Below are 21,299 nucleotides of genomic sequence, written 5' to 3' on the forward strand. Positions count from 1 at the left end.
AGGATCTGCGTCCGGGGAGCTGCGTTCGCCGTCCTGCGCGTGGCCCTGATGAGAGTGTCGGACGGACCGGGAAGACGAACAGGGTTATGAGTTACGACAAGGGCGGCCGCGGAAACCGCGGCGGACGCGGACGCGACAAGCGCGACAGCTTCGGTGGCGGCAGTGACGATTTCGGTGGCGGCGGCGGCTTCGGCGGCGGTGGGTTCAGCTATGAGGATCGTGGCGGCTTCGGCGGCGGCGGTGGTGGCCGCGGCTTCGGCGGCGGTGGCGGCGGCTATGGTGGCGGCGGTTTCGGCGGCGGCGGCGGTGGTTTCCGTGGCGGCGGCGGTGGCGGCTTCGGCGGTGGTCGTGGCGGTGGCATGCCCCCGCAGGTCGTCGGCGAGGGGACCGGCGTGGTCAAGTTCTTCAACGCGCAAAAGGGCTTCGGCTTCGTGGTCCGCGATGACGGCGGCGAGGACGTGTTCGTCCATATCTCCGCGGTCGAGCAGGCCGGCCTGACCGGTCTGGCCGAGGGTCAGCCGCTCGGCTTCACGCTGGTCGATCGCGGCGGTCGCATCTCGGCCACCGATCTGAAGATCGAGGGCGAGCCGATGCCGGTGCAGGAGCGCGCGCCGCGCGACGCCGGCTTCGGTGGCGGTCGTGACGGCGGTGCGCCGCGTGGCGGGCCGCAGCGCCAGCTGACCGGCGAGAAGGCGACGGGCACCGTCAAGTTCTTCAACGCGATGAAGGGCTTCGGCTTCATCCAGCGCGACGATGGCCAGCCCGACGCGTTCGTCCACATCTCGGCCGTGGAGCGCGCCGGCATGCCGACGCTGAACGAGGGCGATCGCCTGAGCTTCGAGATCGAGGTCGATCGTCGTGGCAAGTACGCCGCGGTGAACCTGGAAGCGAACCAGGGCTGATCGGTTCGCCGATCCCCGGAACAGCGGCCCGCCCGGCATCAGCCGGGCGGGCCGTTTCCGTTTGGACGACCGGGGCGCGGCGATGTGCGCGGCGGTCGCAGGGTTTGAGTGTCACGAACGTCGACCACATTCGCCGTTTCGCCCACTTCGTAAGCGCGGCGACGTTCCGACACGGTCGTCCACCGAAACCCACACCTCAACCGTCACCCCGGCCTTGAGCCGGGGTCCCGCTCGTTCGGCCAGACAAGGAGCGCGATCCGGCATCATGTCGGGATCCGGCACGCGGCGCAGCCGGACCGTGCAACAGCCTCCACCGTGCTCCTGCGCAGGCAGGAGTCCAGGGTCATCGGTCGCGTCAAACGTGATTTTGCCTGACCCCGGCTCCGCCTTCGCCGGAGCACACGTGTCTGGTGCAACGTCCCGCCATCCTTGCGAACGCGCGCCTCAACGAGGCCGTCCCCCGGACGTGTCCGAGACCTTTGCCAAGGTCTCAATTCCTTTGTTCCCCGGCGAAGGCCGGGGTCCAGTCGCGACCGCTTTTCCGCATCTTACGAGCCGGCCGTTACGGGACCCCGGCGTCCGCCGGAGAACGAGCGATGAACCTACCCGACAGGCGCAGACCAAGCACGGAGCGCCGACGATCCCGGCGCTTGCAATCCGCCACACTGTCATCACGGCCGGCTTTCCGCGAACCGGCATGGCGTCCGAGGATATCGAGCCCACCGCCGCCTTCGCCCGGCCTATGACGCCCCTTCGACCGGGCGGCGGCACCCCTCATCCCAAACAACAAGCTCCCTCAACCACCGCCCCCTCCCATCGACCCACCACCACGCCCTCGCTTGCCCCCTGCTGCCGCCGCGCGTACCCCGGCGCGCATGATCCGCTGGTCGATCCTCCCGCTGCTGGCCATCGCCGGCCCGGTCGCGGCGGTGCCGCAGGCCGCTCCCGCCCCGGTCGCAGACGCGCCCGCCGAGCGTCCGCCGCTGGTCGTGCCCACGATCGTCGCGCGCTACCCGCATGACGCGCAGGCCTTTACCGAGGGGCTGTTGTGGGATCGCGACGCGCTGGTCGAAAGCGTCGGGCTGGAGGGCCGGTCGGATGTCCGACGCGTCGACCTCGCCACCGGCAGGGTCCGACGCCGCGCCGTCATTCCCGCGGCGCAGTTCGGCGAGGGGGTCGCGGCGTGGCGCGGGGAGCTGGTCAGCCTCACCTGGCATGACGGCATCGCGCACCGCTGGGACGCGCGCACGCTGAAGCCGCGCGGCACGCTGCGCTACCAGGGCGAGGGCTGGGGGCTGGCGAGCGATGCCGCCGGCTTCGTCCGGTCGGACGGCAGCGCCACGCTGACCTTCCACGATCCGGCGACGATGGCGGTGCGCCGCACGCTGCGCGTCACCATCGCCGGGCGCCCGCTGACCCAGCTCAACGAGCTGGAGGTGGTCGATGGCGCGATCCTGGCCAATGTGTGGCACCAGCCGTTCGTCGTGCGGATCGATCCCGCCAGCGGCCGGGTGACCGCGGTGATCGACCTGCGCGCGATCCTGGCGGAGACGGGGGTGCGCGACAGCGAGTCGGTCGCCAACGGCATCGCCTGGGATGCGGCGAAGCGCCGGCTGTTCGTCACCGGCAAGCGCTGGCCCATGCTGTTCGAGATCCGCCTGCCCTCCTGACGTCGCGGACAAAAAAGACCCGGTACGTTGCCGTACCGGGCCAGAGTTCGTTCGCAGGAGGAACCTGTGGGGCACCGGCGGGCAGCGCGCCCGCCGGTGCGATCTCGTCAATAATTGTAGGCGCGCTCGCCGTGCTCGTTGATGTCCAGGCCCTCGGCCTCGACCTCGGCGGACGGGCGCAGCCCCATCGTCATCTTGATGCCGGCGAACAGGATCGCGGAGACGCCGCCCGACAGCGCCAGCGTCAGCAGCACCGCCTTGATCTGCGTGAGGACCTGCGCGGCCATGTCGTACTTGCCGACGACCGACGGGAAGACCGTATAGTCGAAGATGCCCTGGCCACCCAGCGCCGGGTCCGCGACGATCCCGGTGGCGATCGCGCCCACGATCCCGCCGACGCAGTGGATGCCGAACACGTCGAGCGTGTCGTCATAGCCCAGCTTGTTCTTCACCGTGGTGACGAAGAAGAAGCACACGCCCGAAACGACGAGGCCCAGCACGATCGAGGTCATCGGCGCGGCATAGCCGGCCGCCGGGGTGATCGCGACGAGGCCGGCGACCGCCCCCGACACTCCGCCCAGCAGCGACGGCTTCTTGTGGACGATCTGCTCGATCACCGCCCAGGACACCGCGGCCGCGGCGGTGGCGACGAAGGTGTTGATGAAGGCGACGCCGGCGACGCCATTGGCCTCCAGGTTGGACCCGGCGTTGAACCCGAACCAGCCCACCCACAGCAGCGAGGCGCCGATCATTGTCATGGTCAGCGAGTGCGGCGGCATCGGCTCCGACTTGTAGCCGTTGCGCTTGCCGATGATGAGGCAGCCGACCAGACCGGCGATGCCGGCGTTGATGTGGACGACGGTGCCGCCCGCGAAGTCGAGCGCGCCCCAGCCCCACAGCAGCCCGCTGTCGGTCGGCGCGTCGGCCAGGAAGTCCGGGCCGGCCCAGTACCACACCATGTGCGCCATCGGGAAATAGACGACGGTCAGCCAGATCACGACGAACACGATCAGCGGCGTGAACTTCACCCGCTCCGCGAACGCGCCCACGATCAGCGCGGGCGTGATGCACGCGAAGGTCATCTGGAAGCAGATGAACGCATATTCGGGGATATAGACGTTGTTCGAGAAGGTGGCGGCCATGGTGGTGCCGTCGACCCCCATCAGGAACGCCTTCGACAGCCCGCCGATGAACGGATTGCCGCTGGTGAACGCCAGGCTGTAGCCCCAGCAGACCCAGACCAGGCTGGCGACCGAGACGATCATGAACACCTGCATCAGCACGCTGAGCATGTTCTTGGTCCGCACCAGCCCGCCGTAGAACAGCGCGAGGCCGGGGATCGACATCATCAGCACCAGGGCGGCGGAGACCAGCATCCAGCTGGTGTCGCCCTTGTTCATCATGCCCGCCATCGCGGCGGCGCCGGGCGCCTTGATCGGCCCCGCGGCCGCGGCCGCCTGCGCCCAGGCGGGGGCGGCGGAGAGCGCCGCGAGCGCGACCCCCGCGCCGGTGCCAGCCAGTTTCGTCAGCTTCATCATCTCACCCCCCTCAGAGTGCGGTATCGTCGGTTTCGCCGGTGCGGATGCGCACCGCCTGTCCGACGTCGAGGACGAAGATCTTGCCGTCGCCGATCGCGCCGGTGTTGGCCGCAGCCTGCACCGCCTCCACCACGCGGTCCGCCACGTCGCTGGCGCAGACGACCTCGATCTTGATCTTGGGCACCATGTTGGTGCTGTATTCGGCGCCACGGTAGATTTCGGTCTGCCCCTTCTGGCGACCGAAGCCCTTCACCTCCGACACCGTCATCCCCGCCACGCCGACGGTGGTCAGCGCCTCGCGCACCTCGTCGAGCTTGAACGGTTTGATGATGGCAATGACCAGTTTCATCGCGCCCCCTTCCGAATGACCCGGAAGGAGCCTTCGCAAAGGCCGTGCCAAATGCATTTACCCGCGGGAGAATGCGCCCCGTCCCGTCGCGGAATTCCTAACGCAAGGTAAAAATTGTGCAGCGCGGCGACACTGCCTGTTTTTCAGGCACCGGCGACGATCGCCTGTGCGATGTCGAGATCGTCCTCGTCCACCATCACGCGGACGGGGATCAGCAGCCAGCTGCCATCCGCGATCGACGCGCCGCCATCGAACGCCAGCGCGGGCACGCCGTCCGCCTCCAGCCGCGCCACCAGGATATTGGCGAGGTTGCGGTCGTACCGGCCGAGTTCGACCAGCGCCATCAGGCGACCGGCACGGTCGGGTTGCGCACCGGCAGCCCGTCGATGCTGTGCGTGCGCCGCGCATATTTGGCGAAGCGCTCCGCATCGCCATGCTTCTCATGATATTTCGACAGTGTCTCGCGCTCGCGGTCGAAGGTCATATGGGGCACGCCCCAGCCGCACGACGTCTGCACCTGATCGATCGCGACGACGAAGATCTGGCGCGTACCCGGCAGCAGCGTGAACTGCGGCGCCAGCGTCGCCCATTCCGCATCCTGCGGCAGCACCGGCCGCCCGCGGCCATAGATGCGGAAGATCAGCGCCGGATTGTCGAAGGCGCAGAACATGATCGTGATACGCCCGTCGGCGAGCAGGTGCGCGTTGGTCTCGTTCCCCGAGCCGGCAACGTCGAGATAGGCGACCGTCGCGTCGCCCAGCACGCGGAAACTGTCCATGCCCTTGGGGCTGAGGTTGATCCGCGCCCCGTCCGCCGCGGTGGCGACGAAGAACACCGGCTGCTTCGCGATGAAGGCGCGGTGGTCGGGAGTGAGGGCGGGGAAGAACTCCATCATGCGCTCCGTTGACGCGCATGGGTGATGCGCATAACATGAACGCATGAAGCACGAACCGATCACGTCCGGCAAGCGAAAGTCGGTCAATTTGTCGATTGATACCGGCATTGTCGCCGCGGCGCGTGCGGTCGGACTAAATCTTTCGCAGATCAGCGAGGACGCGATTCGCCGCGCCACCAAGGTGGAGCAAGAGCGGCGTTGGCGAGAGGAGAACGCGCCGAAGATCGAGGCGTGGAACCGTTGGTATGAAGAGAATGGTCACCCCCTGGAGCAGTACAAGGCGTGGTGAGGGCGCAATTCGACGTCTATCGCCTATCCGATCGGACTCTTGTCGTAGACGTTCAATCTCCTCTCGCCTCCGTGCATGCGACGCGCCTTGTCATCCCCTTGATCGCCATGGAGGAAGCGACGCCCGCCGTATCACGCCTGAACCCTAAGCTCAGCATTGACGGTAAGCCCGTGGTTCTGGCTACCCATTTCGTGACCACGGTCGATGCAAAAGCCCTGACCGTCCCCGTTGCCTCGCTCGCCGACGAGGAATGGGCGATCAAGGGGGCTTTGGACTTCCTCATCAACGGCTTCTGAGCCGGCCTAAGCCGCCGTGCCCCCCACCGTCAGCCCGCCGACCAGCAGCGTCGGCTGGCCCACGCCCGCGGGCACGCTCTGCCCGCCCTTGCCGCAGACGCCGATGCCTTCGTCCAGCGCGAAGTCGTTGCCGACGCCCTGCACCTTGGTCAGCACGCTGGGGCCGTCGCCGATCAGCGTCGCGCCCTTGATCGGCGCGCCGATCTTCCCGTCCTCGACCAGATAGGCCTCGGTGCAGGAGAAGACGAACTTGCCCGAGACGATATCGACCTGCCCGCCGCCGAACGACTTGGCGAAGATGCCCTTCTTCACCCGCGACAGCAACTCGGCGGGATCGTCCTGCCCGGCCTTCATGAAGGTGTTGGTCATCCGCGGCATGGGGGCGTGCGCATAGCTTTCGCGGCGGCCGTTGCCGGTCGGCTCGACCCCCATCAGCCGCGCGTTGAGCCGGTCCTGCATATAGCCCCTGAGGAAGCCGTCCTCGATCAGGATCGTCTCGCGCGTGGGCGTGCCCTCGTCGTCGATCGTCAGGCTGCCGCGCCGGTCCGCGATCGCGCCGTCGTCCACCACGGTGACGCCGCGCGCCGCGACCTGCTCGCCGATCCGGCCGGAGAAGGCCGATGTCCCCTTGCGGTTGAAATCGCCCTCCAGTCCGTGGCCGATCGCCTCGTGCAGCAGCACGCCGGGCCAGCCCGGCCCCAGCAGCACGGTCATCTCGCCAGCCGGCGCATCGACCGCGTCCAGGTTGACCAACGCCTGCGCCAGCGCCTCGTCCACGCCGCGGTTCCAGGTCGCCGGGTCGAACAGCCGGTCGTAGAGATAGCGGCCGCCGATCCCGAACGAGCCGGTTTCGCGTCGTCCGTTCGCCTCCGCGACGATCGAGATGTTGAGCCGCACCAGCGGGCGCACGTCGGTGACGACGAAGCCGTCGGGGCGCACCACCTCGACCACGCTCCACGTCCCCGACAAGCCCACCGACACCTGCGCCACGCGCGGATCGCGCGCGCGGGCGGCGGCGTCGATCGTCTGGCACAGGTTTACCTTGTCGGCGAACGGCACCAGATCGAGCGGATCGGCATCGGTATAGAGCCGCGCATTGGTGCGCAGCGGGGCCGCCGCCTTCGGCTGTGACGAGGGATCGATCAGCGCCATCGTCTCGCCCGCGCGGCGGATCGCGGCCTCCGACAGTTCGTTGGCATGCGCGAAGGCGGTCATCTCGCCCGACACGGCGCGCAGGCCGAAGCCGGCATTGGTGTCGTAGCTGGCGGTCTTCAGCCGCCCGTCGTCGAACCCGAACGCCTCCGCCTTGCGATATTGCAGGAACAGCTCGCCGTCATCGGCCTTGGCCAGCACGGCGGCGGTCAGCTGCTGCGCCGCCTCGGGGTTCAGCGTGTCGCGATAGAGGAAGGAGCGGGGATCGGTCATGCGCCTGAATATAGGCGCGGTTGTCGATCAGACCAGCGGCTTGGTAATCGCCACGTATTCGGAGAGCTGAACGCCCTTGTTGATTTCTGTGCCATACGATTTCGGCAGGCCCGCTCGTTCCGCGACGGCGCTCTTGCTCACACCGCGTAATGCCTGAGCATGACGGATGCCAAATAGATGAATGGAAGCGGCCTGACGCCCCCGCGGAGCGGCATCGTAGTCCGCACGCAGCTGCCGAGCGAGCTCGTCGACAGCGGAACCGCTCATTGTGGGCTCGCGCCCTCGGAAATGTCCGGCAGCGTGGATGGGTCGACGCCGTCGGCGGGGCCGCCGATCAGCACGAAGCGGCGATCGCAATAGCCGCAGTCGACATAGCCATGTTCGTCGATCTGGAGCCAGACGCGCGGATGCCCCAGCGCGGCGCCGCCGGGAATATCGGTCGCGCCGTCGCAGGCGACGCGGGGTTGCGAGACGCGGATGACTTCGGGCGGCGGCAGCATGGCCACGCGATTAGCAAGAGCAGCCGCACGCGACAATCCTTTCGCGAGAGGATTGGCATCATACCGACAGCGGCCTACGTCGGGCGGCATGACCGACGCCGCGATCGCCATCCACGACCTGTGCAAGACCTATCAGGGGGGCAAGCGCGCGCTCGACGGCGTGTCGTTCGACGTGCCCCGCGGCAGCATCTTCGGGTTGCTCGGCCCCAATGGCGCGGGCAAGTCGACGCTGATCAACATCCTGGCGGGGCTGGTGAACAAGACCAGCGGCAGCGCCGCGATCTGGGGCTTCGACATCGATGAGCATCCGCGGAACGCCAAGGCGTCGATCGGGATCGTCAATCAGGAGATCCTGTTCGATCCCTTCTTCACGCCGATCGAGACGCTGGAGATCCAGGCCGGCCTGTACGGCGTGCCCAAGGCGCAGCGGCGCTCGATGGAACTGCTGCGCGCGGTGCATCTGGAGGACAAGGCGAAGGCCTATGCGCGCACGCTGTCCGGCGGCATGAAGCGGCGGCTGATGGTGGCCAAGGCGATGGTGCATTCGCCGCCCGTGCTGGTGCTGGACGAGCCGACCGCGGGCGTCGATATCGAGCTGCGCCAGCAACTCTGGAGCTATGTCCGCAGCCTCAACGACGCCGGCGTCACGGTGGTGCTGACGACGCATTATCTGGAGGAGGCGGAGGAGCTGTGCGATCGCATCGCGATCATCAACCACGGCCGCGTCGTCGCCAACGAACCCACGCGCGAGCTGCTCGGCAAGGCGCAGGAGAAGGTGGTCGCGGTCACCGTCGATCGCGACGTGGAGACGCCGCCGCGCGCGATCTGCTTCGACAAGGTGGTGCTGAAGGGCACGCGCACGCTGGAGATCACCTATTCCAAGGACCGGGTGAACGCGGGCGAGGTGCTGGGTGCGGTGCAGGCGAGCGGGCTGGGCATCGTCGACGTCTCGACCAAGGAGGCGGACCTGGAGGACGTGTTCCTCAGCCTGACGCGCGGCGCGGCGAGCAGCGGGTGAGATAGTACCGAAACGGACGCGATCATTCGAACGGCGTATTGTTCTGCCGGGCCGGCGCGGCACAATCGGTGGCGGTTGCACCGGGGGGCGGAACGATGCGGACATGGTCCTTGGCGCTGATTGCGCCGTTTGTGCTGCTGACAGGGTGCAAATCGAACACCTTCACCGATCGCTCGGCGCGGCTGGAGCTGCCGCCGCCGCCCGCGTCCGCCGATGCTTCACCGCGTAAGGGTGGCGGCAAGAAGGGGGAGACGATCGACCGCGAACAGCAGATCATCGACAATTTCCGCGCGATCGATGCGACGGCGCGCCACGGCATGACGCCGCGCCAGTATCGCGACTCGATCATCTGGCGAGTCATCGCGAAGGATGATGACAGCTTCTATACCTTCGTCAGAGAGGTGCGATCCGATCGCGCGCTGATGAACATGAGCGCGGACGGAGCGGTGATCTTCCTGAACGGTCTCGCCGCGGTAACCGGGACGGCGGGTGAGAAGGCGGCGCTGGCGGTCTTGTCCGGGGGCGTGCTCGCCGGCAAGGGTTCGGTCGACCGGCAGCTGTTCAATCAGGAAACGATGACGGCGCTGCTGGCGCGCATGAAGGCCGCGCGACTGGCGGCATTGGTGCCGATCAAGCGTGGACTGACACTGTCCGCGGACGCCTATCCGCTGGAACAGGCGCTCGTCGACATGCGCGGCTATGCGGCCGCCGGCTCGCTGCTGGCGACGATCGAGGCGATCACCACGGACGCCGGCAGGACCGCCGAAAAGGCCGAGAACGAGATCGAGGTGGAAGCGCGCGGCGTCGCCTTCATCGACAGCCTCGACCAGCGCGACGCGGTCAGTAAGCGCGTCGTTGCGCTGAAGGGCAAGCAACTCACCTTCCTCGCCATCCGCATGGACGGCTCTATTGCCTCCGCCCCCGAGGTGGTGCGCCAGCGGCTCGACCGGTTCGATTCACTGAATTACCGATACACCGATCCCGATATTGCGCTCGGCTATCTGACCCGATGGCTCGCCGATGACGCCGGCGCCGGGGGAAGTGAATGGCAGGAAGCGGTAACGGCAGCGGAAAAGGTGACACCATGACCGAGACGATCGTCCTGACCTGCGCAAAAGCGGATGGATGGACCCGGGCGAAGGTGGAGCAGGAGAAGCAGGTCCAGGATCGTGTGCCGCGAAGCACCTGCGTCATCGAGGACAGCGATGATCCCGCGGGCTGGCGCTTGATGGTGACGCGCGCCTGATCCGATCGTCGTTCTTCGTCCTCGCTTCGTGCCGGTTTTGTGGCACATAGGCGCCGACATGACCGACGTCCTCATCATCGGGTCCGGCGCCGCCGGGCTGACCGCGGCGCTGAACCTCGCCGATCGTTTCAAGGTCACGGTGCTTGCGAAGGGGGCGCTCAACGACGGGTCGACTGCCTGGGCGCAGGGCGGGATCGCCGCGGTGCTGGAGCCGGGCGACACGTTCGAGAACCATGTCGAGGACACGATGATCGCCGGCGCCGGGCTCAACGACCGCGCCATCGTCGAATTCGTGGTCGAGCGCGCGCCCGCCGCGATCGAGCGGTTGCAGCAGCTGGGCGTGCCCTTCGCGCAGGAGGCGGGCGCACTCCACCTGACGCGTGAGGGCGGCCATTCGCACCGCCGCATCGTCCATGTCGCCGACGCCACCGGCTGGGCGGTGCAGGAGGCGCTGCAACGCGCGGCGGAGGCGCATCCCAACATCACCCTGGTGCCCGATCAGGTCGCAATCGACCTCGCCACCAGCCGGCACGAGGAACGCTATTCGGGCGCGGGCAACGTCTGGGGCGTCTATGCGATCGACCGCCGCACCGGCGGCGTCAACCTCCACACCGCGCGCGCCACCGTGCTGGCGACGGGCGGGGCGGGGCGCACCTATCTCTTCTCCACCGCGCCGCGCGGCGCGACCGGCGACGGCATCGCGATGGCGTGGCGCGCAGGCGCGCGCGTGTCCAACATGGAATTCATGCAATTCCACCCGACCTGCCTCTACCATCTGGAGGTCAAGAACTTCCTGATCACCGAGGCGGTGCGCGGCGAGGGCGGGCGGCTGATCAACCCCGTCACCGGCAAGCGCTTCATGCCCGAATATGACGCGCGGCTGGAGCTGGCGCCGCGCGACGTGGTGGCGCGCGCGATCGATGCCGAGATCAAGCGCTACGGCCTCGACTATGTCCATCTCGACATCAGCCACCAGCCCGCCGACTTCGTCCGCGCGCATTTCCCCAACATCCACGAGAAGCTGCTGGGGCTGGGGATCGACATGACGGTCGCGCCGATCCCGGTGGTGCCGGCGCAGCATTATACCTGCGGCGGGGTGGTGGTGGACCGCGACGGGCGCACCGATCTGCCCGGCCTGTATGCGGCGGGGGAATGTACGCAATCGGGGCTGCACGGCGCCAATCGCCTCGCCTCCAACTCGCTGCTGGAATGTTTCGTCTTCGGCGAGGCGGCGGCGCGGCACATCGCGGCCCATTGGGACGCGCTCCCCGCGGTGCCCGCGATCCGTGCGTGGGACGAAAGCCGCGTGACCGATTCCGACGAGGAAGTGGTCATCAAGCAGAACTGGACCGAGATCCGCCGCTTCATGTGGAATTACGTCGGCATCGTGCGCACCACGAAGCGGCTGGAGCGTGCCCGGCATCGCATCGACCTGCTGCGCTCCGAGATCGAGGATTATTACGGCCATTTCCGCGTCACCCCGGACCTGATCGAGTTGCGCAATCTGCTCCAGACCGCGGACCTGATCGTGCGCTCCGCGCTGCACCGCCGCGAAAGCCGCGGGCTGCATTACACGCTCGACTATCCACGGGCGGTGGATCCGCCGGTCGATACCGTGCTGGTGCCGTGACGCCTGCGCAAACCACGCCTGAATCAACATCCTGGCGATGACCGGCGAGGTCGTCACCATTCGTCGCGCGCAGGGGCGCAACCGTCGCAGCGGGCGACTCCACGGGATTGTCACCACCACGAGCGCCGCCACAGGGTCCGGCGATGCAGGGGCGGACGACATGAACACCAGGACACTCGGCCATCGCGCCGGCATCATCGCCTTTTCGCTGCTGATCGCGGGATGCGGCGCGGGGGCCGGCTCCGCACTGATCCCCGCGCCCCCGCCCGCGCCGCTCGTTTCCGTGCCCTTGCCCCCGCCGCCCGTCGCGACCCAGCCGGCGATGCCGCCGCGTGCGTTGCAGTCGCGCGTCGACGCGCTGGTGCGCGCGTTCGGCGGCAAGGCGGGCGCGGCGATCCGCTCGGTGGACGAGGGCTGGGTGGTGTCGAGCGGCGGCGACCTGTCGCTGCCGCAGCAGAGCGTCAGCAAATTGTGGGTCGCGATGACCGTCTTCTCGCAGCGCGACGCCGGGCGACTGACGCTCGACACGCCGGTGCTGGTGACGCGCGACGACCTGACGCTGTTCCACCAGCCGATCGCCTCGCTGGTGAAGGGCACCGGCTATCAGACCACGATCGGCGGGCTGCTGACACGCGCGCTGACGCAGAGCGATAACACCGCCAACGACCGGCTGCTCCAGTTCGTCGGCGGCCCCGCCGCGGTGCGCCGCTTCCTGGCGGCCAAGGACATCACCGGCATCCGCTTCGGCCCCGGTGAGCGGCTGCTCCAGAGCGGCACCGCGGGGCTGACGTGGACGCAGTCGATGAGCCTGGGGCGCGGGTTCGAGGCGGCACGCGCGCGGCTGGACCCGGCGGTGCGACAAACCGCGATGCAGCGCTATATCGACAATCCGCCCGACGGCGCCACGCCCAAGGGGATGACCGCGGCGCTGGCGCGGCTGGCGCGCGGCGAATTGCTGAGCGAGACATCGACGCGCATCCTGATCGACACGATGACCGCCTCGCGCACCGGCCATGCCCGGCTGCGCGCGGCGACACCCGCGGGATGGTCGCTGGCGCACAAGACCGGGACCGGGCAGGAACTGGGTCGCCGCAATGCGGGGTTCAACGACGTCGGCATCCTGACCGCGCCCGACGGGCGCCGCTATGCGATCGCGGTGATGATCGGCGATACCACCCGCCCGATGCGCGAGCGCCAGCAACTGATCCAGAACGTCTGCGCCGCGCTGACCGGCGCGCAGCCGCGCGGCGGCGGTGGCGCGGACGACGACGCGAATTGATCCATTGTCACCCCGGGCTTGACCCGGGGTCCCGCTTCTCTCCAGCGCCGGTGAAATAAGCGGGACCCCGGCTCAAGGCCGGGGTGACGAAGGGCGTAAGCTAACCGGTTTCGCCATCGCCCGAATCCCGGTAGGGCACCCACCATGCCGCACCTCTATCTCGTCGACGGATCGGGCTATATCTTCCGGGCCTATCACCGCTTGCCGCCGCTCACCAACAAGCATGGCGAGCCGGTGGGCGCGGTCTATGGCTATACCGCGATGCTGTGGAAGCTGGCCGACCAGCTGCACAAGGCGGACGGCCCGACGCACATGGCGGTCATCCTCGACAAATCGAGCAAGACGTTCCGCAACGATCTGTACGACCAGTACAAGGCGCACCGCCCGCCGCCGCCCGAGGATCTCGTCCCGCAATTCCCGATGATCCGCGACGCCACGCGCGCGTTCAGCCTGCCGTGCATCGAGGAGGAGGGGTTGGAGGCGGACGATATCATCGCCTGCTACACCCAGGCCGCGCTCGCGCAGGGGTGGCAGGTGACGATCGTCAGCTCCGACAAGGACCTGATGCAGCTGATGACCGATCCGTCGGTCGACATGCTCGACACGATGAACAACCGCACGCTCGGCCCCGATTACGTGGTCGAGAAGTTCGGCGTCGGGCCGGACAAATTGGGCGACGTGCTGGCGCTGATGGGCGACAGCGTCGACAACGTCCCCGGCGTTCCCGGCGTCGGGCCGAAGACCGCGGCGAAGCTGATCGGCGAACATGGCGACCTCGAATCCGTCCTCGCCGCCGCGGACGGGATGAAGAAGGGGAAGCTGCGCGACAATCTGATCGAACATGCCGAGGCGGCGCGGCTGTCCAAGGTGCTGGTGACGCTGAAATGCGACGCGCCGCTGCCGCAGCCACTCGACGAACTGGCGTTGCAGGGCATTCCCGACGCACCGCTGCGCGCCTTCCTGGAGCATCACGGCTTCCGCACCTTGCTGTCGCGGCTGGAGCAGGTCGCCGACGCGCCGCAGCCCGAGGCGGTCGGCGTGCCGGAGCAGGAGGACGAACCCTGCAACCACGACGGCTATGAGACGGTAGTGGACGAACTGGCGCTCGACCGCTGGATCACCGTCGCGCGGCATCAGGGCTTCGTCGCGATCGATACCGAGACGACGGGCAAGGATCCGATGGCGGCCGATCTGGTCGGCGTGTCGCTCGCGCTCCATCCCAACCTCGCCTGCTATATCCCGCTGGCGCACGGCGGCACCGACATGTTCGCCGAGAAGCCGGTGCAGCTGGACAAGGCGGTGGCGTTGGCCAAGCTGAAGCCGCTGCTGGAGGACGCGAGCGTCCTCAAGATCGGGCACAACCTCAAATACGACCTGATCGTGCTGGCGCGGCAGGGGGTCGACGTCGCCCCCTATGACGACACGATCGTGCTCAGCTTCGACCTCGACGCCGGGTTGCACGGCCATGGCATGGACGAACTGGCGGCGACGCATCTGTCGCACAGCTGCATCGCCTACAAGGACGTGGTCGGCACGGGGAAGAAGGCGCTCGGCTTCCACGAGGTCGATCTGAAGGCGGCGACCCGCTACGCCGCGGAGGATGCCGACGTCACGCTGCGGCTGTGGCGGCGGTTCCGCGCGCGGCTGCCGGTGGAGGGCGCGACGCGCGTCTATGAGATGGTCGACCGCGCGCTGCCCGCGGTGGTGGCGCGGATGGAGCGGCACGGGATCAAGGTCGATCGCGAGCGGCTGGCGCAGCTGTCGGAGGAATTCACCACCCAGATCGCGGCGCTGGAGGGGGTGATCCACGACCTCGCCGGCGGCCCCTTCACGATCGGCAGCCCCAAGCAACTGGGCGACGTGCTGTTCGAGCGGATGGGCCTGAAGGGCGGGCGCAAGGGCAAGAGCGGGGTCTATTCGACCGACGTCAACGAGCTGGAGCGGCTGGCCGCCGACCGCGATTCGCCCGGCGCGGCGATCGCGACGCAGGTGCTGGAATGGCGACAGCTGACCAAGCTGAAGAACACCTATACCGATGCGTTGCAGGAACAGATCAACCCCGCCACGGGGCGCGTCCATACCAGCTATTCGCTGACCGGCGCGCAGACCGGGCGGCTGTCGTCGACCGATCCCAACCTTCAGAACATCCCGATCCGCACCGAGGTGGGACGCCAGATCCGCGACGCCTTCGTCGCGGACGCCGGCAATGTCATCCTCGCGGCGGACTATTCGCAGATCGAGCTGCGCCTCGCCGCGCACATGGCCGACGTGCCGCAGCTGAAGGAGGCGTTCGCGCGCGGCGACGACATCCACGCGATGACCGCGCAGGAACTGTTCGGCACGGTCGATCGCGACACCCGCGGGCGTGCGAAGACGATCAACTTCGCCATCCTCTACGGCATCAGTCGCTGGGGGCTGGCGGGGCGGCTGGATGTCACCGCGGACGAGGCGCAGGCGATGATCGACCGCTATTTCGACCGCTTCCCGGGCATCCGCGACTATATCCACGCCACCACGCAATTCGTCCGCGAACGCGGGTTCACGACCACGCTGTTCGGCCGCAAGACGCACTTCCCGCGCATCCGCAGCAAGGTGCAGCACGAACGGCAGGGGGCGGAGCGTGCCGCGATCAACGCGCCGATCCAGGGCACGTCGGCCGACATCATCAAGCGCGCGATGGCGCGGATGGAGCCGGCGCTGGCCGAGGCCGGGCTGGGGCATGTCCGCATGCTGTTGCAGGTACACGACGAACTCGTCTTCGAACTGCCCGAGGGCGACGTCGCGGCAGCCACGCCGGTGATCGAGCGCGTGATGGCGACCGCGGCGGAGCCGGCGATCACGCTCGACGTGCCGCTCGCGGTGGAGATCGGCACCGGCAAGAGCTGGGGCGCCGCGCATTGAGCGAGAAGCGCGATATCGCGCAGCTGGCGAAGGGCGGACGGACCAACATGGCGGGGTTCATCCTGCGGCTGGCCGCGCGCATGCCGTTCCTGTTCATCGCCGGGCATATCTACGGTCCCGCGCTGGTCGGCCGCTTCGCGCTGGCGGTGGTGGTGGTGGAACTCGCCGCGTTGCTCGCCACGCTGGGGCTGAAGCGCGGGCTGGCGCAGGCGCTCGCCACCACCACGCGCCCGCACGCGCATGTCGTGTGGGACGGGATGGTCGTCGCCGGGCTGCTGTCGCTCGCCGCCAGCGCGGTGCTGTGGACCTTCCCGCAGGTGATGTACGCCAACACGCAGGTGACCGGGCTGGACCGCTACCTGCCGCTCATCATCCTCGCGGTCGCCTGGTCCGACGTCAGCCTCGCCGCGCTCGCCTATCGCCACAACGTCAAGGCGGCGGTGACCGCGCGCGCGATCGTGGAGCCGTGGACCATCTCGGGCGCGGCATGGGTGTTCAGCTTCGTCACGATCAAGGACGGGCTGGTGCTATCCTATGTCGCGTCGATGGTGGCGGCGCTGACCGCGTCGATCGTGCCGTTCGTGCGCAGCTACGGCCTGCCGCGCGGCTGGTCGCCCCGCCTGCGCGAGATCCTGTCGCTGGCGCGCGACAATGCGCCGCTGGCCGGGGCGGATGCGCTGGAATGGTCGATGCGCAACGTCGATCGCTTCATCCTGGGGCTGATGTTCGCGCCGCAGGTGGTCGGCATCTATTATATGGCGCAACAGGTCGCGACGCTGCCCGGCAAGCTGAAGACCAGCTTCGATCCCATCCTGGGGCCGGTCATCACGCGCAGCCTGGCGGAGGACGATCGCCCTGCGGTCGCCAACCAGGTGCGGCAGGTCGCGTTCTGGATCATGGCGGCGCAGGGTGGGCTCGCGCTGATGGGGGCGATCCCCGCCACCTCGGTGATGACCGTGCTGGGGCCGCAATTCGTCGCGGGCAGCGCCGCGCTCGCCTTCCTGTTGGTGGCGGAGGTGCTCGCCTCGCCCGGCGCGACCGCGGAATCGGCGCTGGTCTATATCGCGCGGCACCGCAACCTGATGATCTCCGCCGCGATGCTGGCGTTCCAGATCGGATTGAGCGTCGTGCTGGTGCTGGCGATGCGCGCGCTCGGCTGGCCGCTGGAATGGCAGACCGCGGGGCCGGCGGTGGCGCTGATGATCGCGCTGGGCGTGATGTCGGTGGTGAAGACGCGGTTGCTGCGCGGGATGCTGGCCGCGCCGGTATCGCCGCTGCGCGCGTCGCTGCTGGTCAGCCTGGTCGTCGCCGGTGGCCTCGGCTGGGCCGCGACGCACCTGCTGCCGCTGCCGGGCGGGGTGCGGCTGCTGGTCGGGCTGCCGCTGATCGCGGGCAGCTACGTCCTGCTGCTATGGAAATTCGCGCTCGGCCCCGCCGACCGCGCGCTGTTCCGCCGCGTCCCCCGTGCGGAAGAGGCGACGCTGCCCAACGAAGGCAGCCTGACGCGGTAGCCTGTCCTTCCGTCGACAGAATGACCGTCACCCCGGCTCAAGGCCGGGGTGACGGGGATGTCGATCCCTACGCCGCCATCACCCGCCGCCCGCGCCGCACCTGCGCGCTGTGGCCGACGCTGGCGGTGGCGCGGCGTTCGCGGATCGTGTCGACGAACAGCCAGTCGTTGCGCACCGCCTCCGGCGTGATCGTCATCGCCATATAGCCGCGCCGCGACGTGTCGCACCATTTCAGCTCCGGATTGGCCGCGACCAGCGCGCGCGCCACGTCGGCGGGATCGCGCCTGATCGCGCTTTCATACCCCGGCGAGGTCACCGCATGGCCCGCGAACTCCACGCCCGCGGCGCGCCCGTCCTGCGCCAGGTCGAACGCCCAGGCATTGTGGCTGTCGCCGCAGATCACGACCAGATTGGCGTCCGCCGCCTGCGCGCCCTTCAGGAAGCGCGCGCGCGCCGCGGGATAGCCGCCCCAGGAATCGAAATTGGACGGCAGCCCCGCCTTCGCCGCGGCGATCCCCGCCTGGACATAGGCGACCGCGCGCGTGTTGGCGGGATCGATCCAGCCCGCGGTCTGCGGCGGGGTCGACAGATTGCCCATGATCGTACCGAAGCCGACCACCTGCCACTTCTGTCCCTGCCGCACCGACCGCGCGAGGTCGTGTGCCAGCCACGATTCCTGCTGCGACCCCATCATCGTCACCGCCGGATCGGCCCAGACGGTGTCGCGGAAGCGGCGCAGCGCGGCGTCGCGATCGGGTCCGTTGACGATCGCGTCGATCTCGTTCTGGTGCGACCGCGCGAACAGCCGCGTCTCGGTCCGCCACAAGGTCGCCAGCGTGCCGATCTCATAGGCCTTCCACGGCTCGTCCGACACCGGCATCCATTCGCGATACGCCTGCACGCTGGCGGCGCGACGCGCGTTCCAGTCACCTTCGGTCGCCGGATCGTGGTTCTCCGCGCCGCCTTCCCACGAATCGTTGGCGCTTTCGTGATCGTCCCACTGCACGATCCACGGCACCCGCGCGTGCAGCGCCTGCAAGTCCGGATCGGCGCGATAGCTGGCGAAGCGCAGGCGATAGTCGGCGAGGTGGATCGTTTCCGCCATCGGCTGCGGCAGCCGCCCGGCGACCTGCTGCGCCGCCGCGGGATATTTGTCGGGGCTGTATTCGTAGAAATAGTCGCCGAGGTGGATCGCCAGGTCGAGATCGTCGCGCGCGGCCGCATGGCCATAGGCGTTGAAGAAGCCGAACCCCATGTTGGAGCAGGAGAAGACCGCCGCCGTGAAGTGCGGCGCGTCGCCCGCCGGCAGCGTCTTCGTCAGCCCCGTCGGGCTGCGCGTGCCGTCCGCCGCGACGAAGCGATAGTGATAGCGCTGCCCCGGGCGCAGTCCGTCGACCGTCACCTTCGCGGTCCAATCGCGCCACGGCCCCGTGATGATCGCCCCGCTGGCGACGACGCGTGCGAAATCGGCCGTCTCGCTGACCTCCGCCACCAGCCGCGCCGAGTCGCCCGATGCGGGGACGTAGCGCGTCCACAACAGCATCGTATCCTGCCCCGGCTCCCCGCTAGCGACCGAATGGGTGAAGCCGCGCGCGGTCATCACCGTCTGCGCGATGCTCATCCCGGGCAGCGCCAGCGCGCCGATGCCGAGCGTACCGGTGGCGAGCAGCGAACGGCGGGTGACGGTGGCGGTCATATGGGTATCCCCTTGTGCAGCCTCTCCCTTGCCGCATGATCGGTGACGCGGTGATGACAGGCAAGGGGGCCTCGGTGGAAGCCGTCCCGGGCACCACATGCGATCGTCACCCCGGACTTGTTCCGGGGTCCAGGGTCCCGCGCACCAATCGATCGTGGACGCGCGGAACCCTGGATGCCGGGACAAGCCCGGCATGACGGTGAAGGCGGTGCGACCGGGCACAACGCCTTGAACTCCCCGCTCCGTCATGCGCATGACACGCGTCATGAAGCGCCTCCTCGCCTCCATCCACGATGTCTCGCCCCGTTTCGAAGGCGAGGTCGACCGCCTGCTCGATCGCCTCGCGCCGCATGTCGGACAGCGGCTGGCGATGCTGGTGGTGCCCGATCACTGGAACGCAGCCCCCATCACCCCCGCCTTCACCCGCCGCCTGCGCGCCTGGGCGGATGCGGGGATCGAGATGTTCGTCCACGGCTGGTCGCACCTCGACGATTCGGCGCATCGCGGCGCGGCGGCGCTCAAGGCCAAGCACATGACCGCGGGCGAGGGCGAGTTCCTCGGGCTCGACCACACCGAGGCGTTGGCGCGGATGCGCCGCGGCAAGGCGCTGGTGGAGGAAGCGACCGGGCGCGCCGCGGCGGGGTTCATCGCACCGGCCTGGCTCTATTCGGACGACGCGCGGCGGGCGCTGGGCGACGCCGGCTTCGTGCTGGCGGAGGATCACGCGAAGGTCTGGCGCCCCGATACCGGACGGGTCGTCGCGCGCGGCCCGGTCATCACCTGGGCCAGCCGCTCGCACCCGCGCCAGCTATCGTCGCTCGCGGCGTCGGCGCTGCTGCGCCGCCTGCTCCAGCCGAGCGAGACGGTGCGCATCGCGGTCCATCCCGGCGACGTGCGCGTGCCGCAACTGCTCGACAGCATCGACCGCACCTTCGCCGCGTTCCGCCGCCACGTGCCGGCGCGCTATGCGGACCTTCTGGCGCCCCCCGCGGCGCGGGCGTCCAGCACCGACTGATAATGCGCCACCAGCCGGATCGCGTGCTCGCGGTCGCTGGTGACGGTATCCGCCGCGCGCACCGCCGCCGCGCGGACCAGCGTCTCGTCGCGCGACAGCAGCCGCACGATCGCCGCGGCGCAGTCATAGGCGTCGCTGCTGCGATAGGTCTCGGCGAACTCCGGCCGCGCCAGCGCCGCCGCGCCGCCGCGGTCGGGCACGATCAGCGGCAGCCCCGATGCCAGCGCCTCCGACGCGACCATCCCGAACGTCTCGACGCAGCAACCGTGGACGAAGGCATCGGCGCTCGCCATCACCGCGGCCAGTTGCAGCCGGTCGTACACCGGCTGGAACAGCCGCACATGCGGGCTCTGCGCGATATGGCGCTCCAGCGTGCGCGTGTCCGGCCCCAGCCCCAGCAGGACCAGCCCGACCGGCAGCTTGGTCCCTGCGCGGCGGACCGCGTCGATCACCATCGGCCATTGCTTCTCCGGATGGTGACGCCCGACCCCGATCAGCAGGTGCGCATCCTCCGGCAGCCCGCATTGCGCCAGCATCGCCGCGCGCAGGCTCGCGCTGCGATGCGAGGGCGAGAAATGCTCGCGCTCGATCCCCAGCGTCATCGTCGCATCGACGCGCAGGCCGCGCGCGGTCAGCCGCTCGGTCAGCACCGGGCCGTTGGTGACGATCGTGTCGAACCGCGCCATCCCCCGCCCCATGAAGCGGTCGTACCAGCCGAACGCGCGCTCGATCGCGCCCTCTGAGGCGATGCGGCTGAACCAGCGCTTGGGATAGGCTTCCTTGTTGTCGTTGTGGAGGAACCATGCCTTGATCGCGGGGCCTTGCCAGTCGGCGACGATCTTGGCCGGGCGCCACGGCGTGCAATTCTCCACCACGTCGGGCTTCAGCGCGTCGAGCAGGCGGTGGATCGGCTCGGCGTCCCAGAACAGCCCGTAGTTCGAATCGAACGGCATCCCCGGCGCCTTCACGAAGAAGATGCGCGCGCCGCCGGGACGCTCCTCGACGCGATCCTCGCGTCCCGGCGCGATCACGATCTGCTCGTGGCCCAGCTCGGGCATGATCGCCAGCTTGCGATCGATATAGGAGCGCACGCCCCCGCCGGTGGGGGAATACAGCTCGTTGACGTCGACGATCCGCAT

General features: G+C 68.7%; 22 protein-coding genes. 12 read left to right on the top strand and 10 right to left on the bottom strand.

The features are described from left to right. Positions 1-86 precede the first annotated feature (86 nt). Positions 87-902 (top strand): cold-shock protein, encoded by an 816-nt coding sequence (locus PGN14_RS02455; RefSeq protein WP_335297815.1) that lies wholly within the window; start codon positions 87-89, stop codon positions 900-902. 875 nt (positions 903-1,777) lie between these two features. Then, positions 1,778-2,572, top strand: a complete 795-nt coding sequence (locus PGN14_RS02460) for a glutaminyl-peptide cyclotransferase (protein WP_335297816.1) — start codon at positions 1,778-1,780, stop codon at positions 2,570-2,572. Positions 2,573-2,679: 107 nt separating this feature from the next. On the opposite strand, the gene PGN14_RS02465 is transcribed toward PGN14_RS02460, so the two are convergent. From PGN14_RS02465 to PGN14_RS02480, 4 genes are all read right to left on the bottom strand, one after another. Continuing rightward, the gene (locus tag PGN14_RS02465) at positions 2,680-4,110 is read right to left on the bottom strand and encodes an ammonium transporter (RefSeq protein WP_335297817.1); all 1,431 of its coding nucleotides are present in this window, start codon (positions 4,108-4,110) and stop codon (positions 2,680-2,682) included. Positions 4,111-4,120: 10 nt separating this feature from the next. After that, a complete protein-coding gene (locus PGN14_RS02470; RefSeq protein ID WP_335297818.1) occupies positions 4,121-4,459 on the bottom strand; it encodes a P-II family nitrogen regulator in 339 nt (112 codons plus the stop codon). A gap of 143 nt (positions 4,460-4,602) precedes the next feature. Then, positions 4,603-4,803 (bottom strand): putative signal transducing protein, encoded by a 201-nt coding sequence (locus tag PGN14_RS02475; protein WP_335297819.1) that lies wholly within the window; start codon positions 4,801-4,803, stop codon positions 4,603-4,605. Further along, the gene (locus tag PGN14_RS02480) at positions 4,803-5,354 is read right to left on the bottom strand and encodes a pyridoxamine 5'-phosphate oxidase family protein (protein WP_335297820.1); all 552 of its coding nucleotides are present in this window, start codon (positions 5,352-5,354) and stop codon (positions 4,803-4,805) included. Before PGN14_RS02480 ends, PGN14_RS02475 begins: the two co-directional genes overlap by 1 nt. A gap of 43 nt (positions 5,355-5,397) precedes the next feature. Here PGN14_RS02480 and PGN14_RS02485 point away from each other — a divergent pair, with 43 nt between their 5' ends. Then, positions 5,398-5,643 carry a type II toxin-antitoxin system CcdA family antitoxin gene (locus PGN14_RS02485; protein WP_335297821.1) on the top strand — a complete coding sequence of 82 codons (246 nt, stop codon included), beginning with the start codon at positions 5,398-5,400 and terminating at the stop codon, positions 5,641-5,643. Continuing rightward, complete coding sequence (locus PGN14_RS02490) at positions 5,640-5,939, top strand: CcdB family protein (RefSeq protein WP_335297822.1); 300 nt, start codon at positions 5,640-5,642, stop codon at positions 5,937-5,939. The genes PGN14_RS02485 and PGN14_RS02490 overlap by 4 nt, the downstream gene beginning before the upstream one ends. A 6-nt stretch (positions 5,940-5,945) precedes the next feature. Here the strand turns inward: PGN14_RS02490 and tldD are convergent, their stop codons facing one another. From tldD to PGN14_RS02505, 3 genes are read right to left on the bottom strand one after another with little or no spacing between them, the layout of a single operon-like run. Next, the gene (tldD, locus tag PGN14_RS02495; protein ID WP_335297823.1) at positions 5,946-7,364 is read right to left on the bottom strand and encodes a metalloprotease TldD; all 1,419 of its coding nucleotides are present in this window, start codon (positions 7,362-7,364) and stop codon (positions 5,946-5,948) included. 27 nt (positions 7,365-7,391) lie between these two features. After that, positions 7,392-7,631, bottom strand: a complete 240-nt coding sequence (locus PGN14_RS02500) for an HTH-like domain-containing protein (RefSeq protein WP_335297824.1) — start codon at positions 7,629-7,631, stop codon at positions 7,392-7,394. Then, positions 7,628-7,864 carry a zinc-finger domain-containing protein gene (locus PGN14_RS02505; RefSeq protein WP_335298038.1) on the bottom strand — a complete coding sequence of 79 codons (237 nt, stop codon included), beginning with the start codon at positions 7,862-7,864 and terminating at the stop codon, positions 7,628-7,630. Before PGN14_RS02505 ends, PGN14_RS02500 begins: the two co-directional genes overlap by 4 nt. Before the next feature lie 88 nt (positions 7,865-7,952). Here PGN14_RS02505 and PGN14_RS02510 point away from each other — a divergent pair, with 88 nt between their 5' ends. Then, entirely contained in the window at positions 7,953-8,882 is a 930-nt protein-coding gene (locus tag PGN14_RS02510; protein ID WP_335297825.1) for an ABC transporter ATP-binding protein, read from the top strand. Positions 8,883-8,904: 22 nt separating this feature from the next. Here PGN14_RS02510 and PGN14_RS02515 read toward each other — a convergent pair whose 3' ends face one another. Further along, positions 8,905-9,231, bottom strand: a complete 327-nt coding sequence (locus PGN14_RS02515; protein WP_335297826.1) for a hypothetical protein — start codon at positions 9,229-9,231, stop codon at positions 8,905-8,907. Between PGN14_RS02515 and PGN14_RS02520 the strand changes: the two genes are divergently transcribed. From PGN14_RS02520 to PGN14_RS02545, 6 genes are all read left to right on the top strand, one after another. Further along, positions 9,200-9,970: a hypothetical protein gene (locus PGN14_RS02520; RefSeq protein ID WP_335297827.1), complete on the top strand. Its 771-nt coding sequence runs from the start codon at positions 9,200-9,202 to the stop codon at positions 9,968-9,970. The genes PGN14_RS02515 and PGN14_RS02520 overlap by 32 nt on opposite strands. Next, positions 9,967-10,128, top strand: a complete 162-nt coding sequence (locus tag PGN14_RS02525; protein WP_335297828.1) for a hypothetical protein — start codon at positions 9,967-9,969, stop codon at positions 10,126-10,128. Before PGN14_RS02520 ends, PGN14_RS02525 begins: the two co-directional genes overlap by 4 nt. 58 nt (positions 10,129-10,186) lie before the next feature. Then, positions 10,187-11,758: an L-aspartate oxidase gene (gene nadB, locus PGN14_RS02530; RefSeq protein WP_335297829.1), complete on the top strand. Its 1,572-nt coding sequence runs from the start codon at positions 10,187-10,189 to the stop codon at positions 11,756-11,758. 160 nt (positions 11,759-11,918) lie between these two features. Further along, positions 11,919-13,037 (top strand): serine hydrolase, encoded by a 1,119-nt coding sequence (locus PGN14_RS02535; protein WP_335297830.1) that lies wholly within the window; start codon positions 11,919-11,921, stop codon positions 13,035-13,037. Between the two features lie 144 nt (positions 13,038-13,181). Beyond that, complete coding sequence (gene polA, locus PGN14_RS02540) at positions 13,182-15,938, top strand: DNA polymerase I (protein WP_335297831.1); 2,757 nt, start codon at positions 13,182-13,184, stop codon at positions 15,936-15,938. A 47-nt stretch (positions 15,939-15,985) separates the two neighbouring features. After that, positions 15,986-17,449, top strand: a complete 1,464-nt coding sequence (locus tag PGN14_RS02545; RefSeq protein ID WP_443019443.1) for a lipopolysaccharide biosynthesis protein — start codon at positions 15,986-15,988, stop codon at positions 17,447-17,449. Between the two features lie 67 nt (positions 17,450-17,516). Here PGN14_RS02545 and PGN14_RS02550 read toward each other — a convergent pair whose 3' ends face one another. Continuing rightward, positions 17,517-19,145 carry an alkaline phosphatase D family protein gene (locus tag PGN14_RS02550; RefSeq protein WP_335297833.1) on the bottom strand — a complete coding sequence of 543 codons (1,629 nt, stop codon included), beginning with the start codon at positions 19,143-19,145 and terminating at the stop codon, positions 17,517-17,519. A 265-nt stretch (positions 19,146-19,410) separates the two neighbouring features. On the opposite strand from PGN14_RS02550, the gene PGN14_RS02555 reads away from it, so the two are divergent. Then, entirely contained in the window at positions 19,411-20,160 is a 750-nt protein-coding gene (locus tag PGN14_RS02555) for a polysaccharide deacetylase family protein (protein WP_335297834.1), read from the top strand. Here PGN14_RS02555 and PGN14_RS02560 read toward each other — a convergent pair. Beyond that, positions 20,109-21,299 carry a glycosyltransferase gene (locus PGN14_RS02560; RefSeq protein WP_335297835.1) on the bottom strand — a complete coding sequence of 397 codons (1,191 nt, stop codon included), beginning with the start codon at positions 21,297-21,299 and terminating at the stop codon, positions 20,109-20,111. The two genes, PGN14_RS02555 and PGN14_RS02560, sit on opposite strands and share 52 nt — an antisense overlap.

It is taken from the genome of Sphingomonas adhaesiva (assembly GCF_036946305.1).
GTDB classification, from domain to species: Bacteria; Pseudomonadota; Alphaproteobacteria; order Sphingomonadales; family Sphingomonadaceae; genus Sphingomonas; species Sphingomonas adhaesiva_B.

Bases quoted from the DNA above. Each gene is read 5' to 3' on its own strand.
- PGN14_RS02455 (WP_335297815.1), top strand. From the start codon at position 87: ATGAGTTACGACAAGGGCGGCCGCGGAAACCGCGGCGGACGCGGACGC.
- PGN14_RS02515 (WP_335297826.1), bottom strand. From the start codon at position 9,231: ATGATCGAGTCGCGATACTGGCGCGGCGTCATGCCGTGGCGCGCCGTC.
- tldD (WP_335297823.1), bottom strand. From the start codon at position 7,364: ATGACCGATCCCCGCTCCTTCCTCTATCGCGACACGCTGAACCCCGAG.
- PGN14_RS02465 (WP_335297817.1), bottom strand. From the start codon at position 4,110: ATGATGAAGCTGACGAAACTGGCTGGCACCGGCGCGGGGGTCGCGCTC.
- PGN14_RS02460 (WP_335297816.1), top strand. From the start codon at position 1,778: ATGATCCGCTGGTCGATCCTCCCGCTGCTGGCCATCGCCGGCCCGGTC.
- PGN14_RS02500 (WP_335297824.1), bottom strand. From the start codon at position 7,631: ATGAGCGGTTCCGCTGTCGACGAGCTCGCTCGGCAGCTGCGTGCGGAC.
- PGN14_RS02555 (WP_335297834.1), top strand. From the start codon at position 19,411: ATGAAGCGCCTCCTCGCCTCCATCCACGATGTCTCGCCCCGTTTCGAA.
- PGN14_RS02510 (WP_335297825.1), top strand. From the start codon at position 7,953: ATGACCGACGCCGCGATCGCCATCCACGACCTGTGCAAGACCTATCAG.
- polA (WP_335297831.1), top strand. From the start codon at position 13,182: ATGCCGCACCTCTATCTCGTCGACGGATCGGGCTATATCTTCCGGGCC.
- PGN14_RS02535 (WP_335297830.1), top strand. From the start codon at position 11,919: ATGAACACCAGGACACTCGGCCATCGCGCCGGCATCATCGCCTTTTCG.
- PGN14_RS02475 (WP_335297819.1), bottom strand. From the start codon at position 4,803: ATGGCGCTGGTCGAACTCGGCCGGTACGACCGCAACCTCGCCAATATC.
- PGN14_RS02525 (WP_335297828.1), top strand. From the start codon at position 9,967: ATGACCGAGACGATCGTCCTGACCTGCGCAAAAGCGGATGGATGGACC.
- PGN14_RS02545 (WP_443019443.1), top strand. From the start codon at position 15,986: ATGGCGGGGTTCATCCTGCGGCTGGCCGCGCGCATGCCGTTCCTGTTC.
- PGN14_RS02520 (WP_335297827.1), top strand. From the start codon at position 9,200: ATGACGCCGCGCCAGTATCGCGACTCGATCATCTGGCGAGTCATCGCG.
- PGN14_RS02470 (WP_335297818.1), bottom strand. From the start codon at position 4,459: ATGAAACTGGTCATTGCCATCATCAAACCGTTCAAGCTCGACGAGGTG.
- PGN14_RS02505 (WP_335298038.1), bottom strand. From the start codon at position 7,864: ATGCTGCCGCCGCCCGAAGTCATCCGCGTCTCGCAACCCCGCGTCGCC.
- PGN14_RS02560 (WP_335297835.1), bottom strand. From the start codon at position 21,299: ATGCGGATCGTCGACGTCAACGAGCTGTATTCCCCCACCGGCGGGGGC.
- PGN14_RS02485 (WP_335297821.1), top strand. From the start codon at position 5,398: ATGAAGCACGAACCGATCACGTCCGGCAAGCGAAAGTCGGTCAATTTG.
- nadB (WP_335297829.1), top strand. From the start codon at position 10,187: ATGACCGACGTCCTCATCATCGGGTCCGGCGCCGCCGGGCTGACCGCG.
- PGN14_RS02550 (WP_335297833.1), bottom strand. From the start codon at position 19,145: ATGACCGCCACCGTCACCCGCCGTTCGCTGCTCGCCACCGGTACGCTC.
- PGN14_RS02480 (WP_335297820.1), bottom strand. From the start codon at position 5,354: ATGATGGAGTTCTTCCCCGCCCTCACTCCCGACCACCGCGCCTTCATC.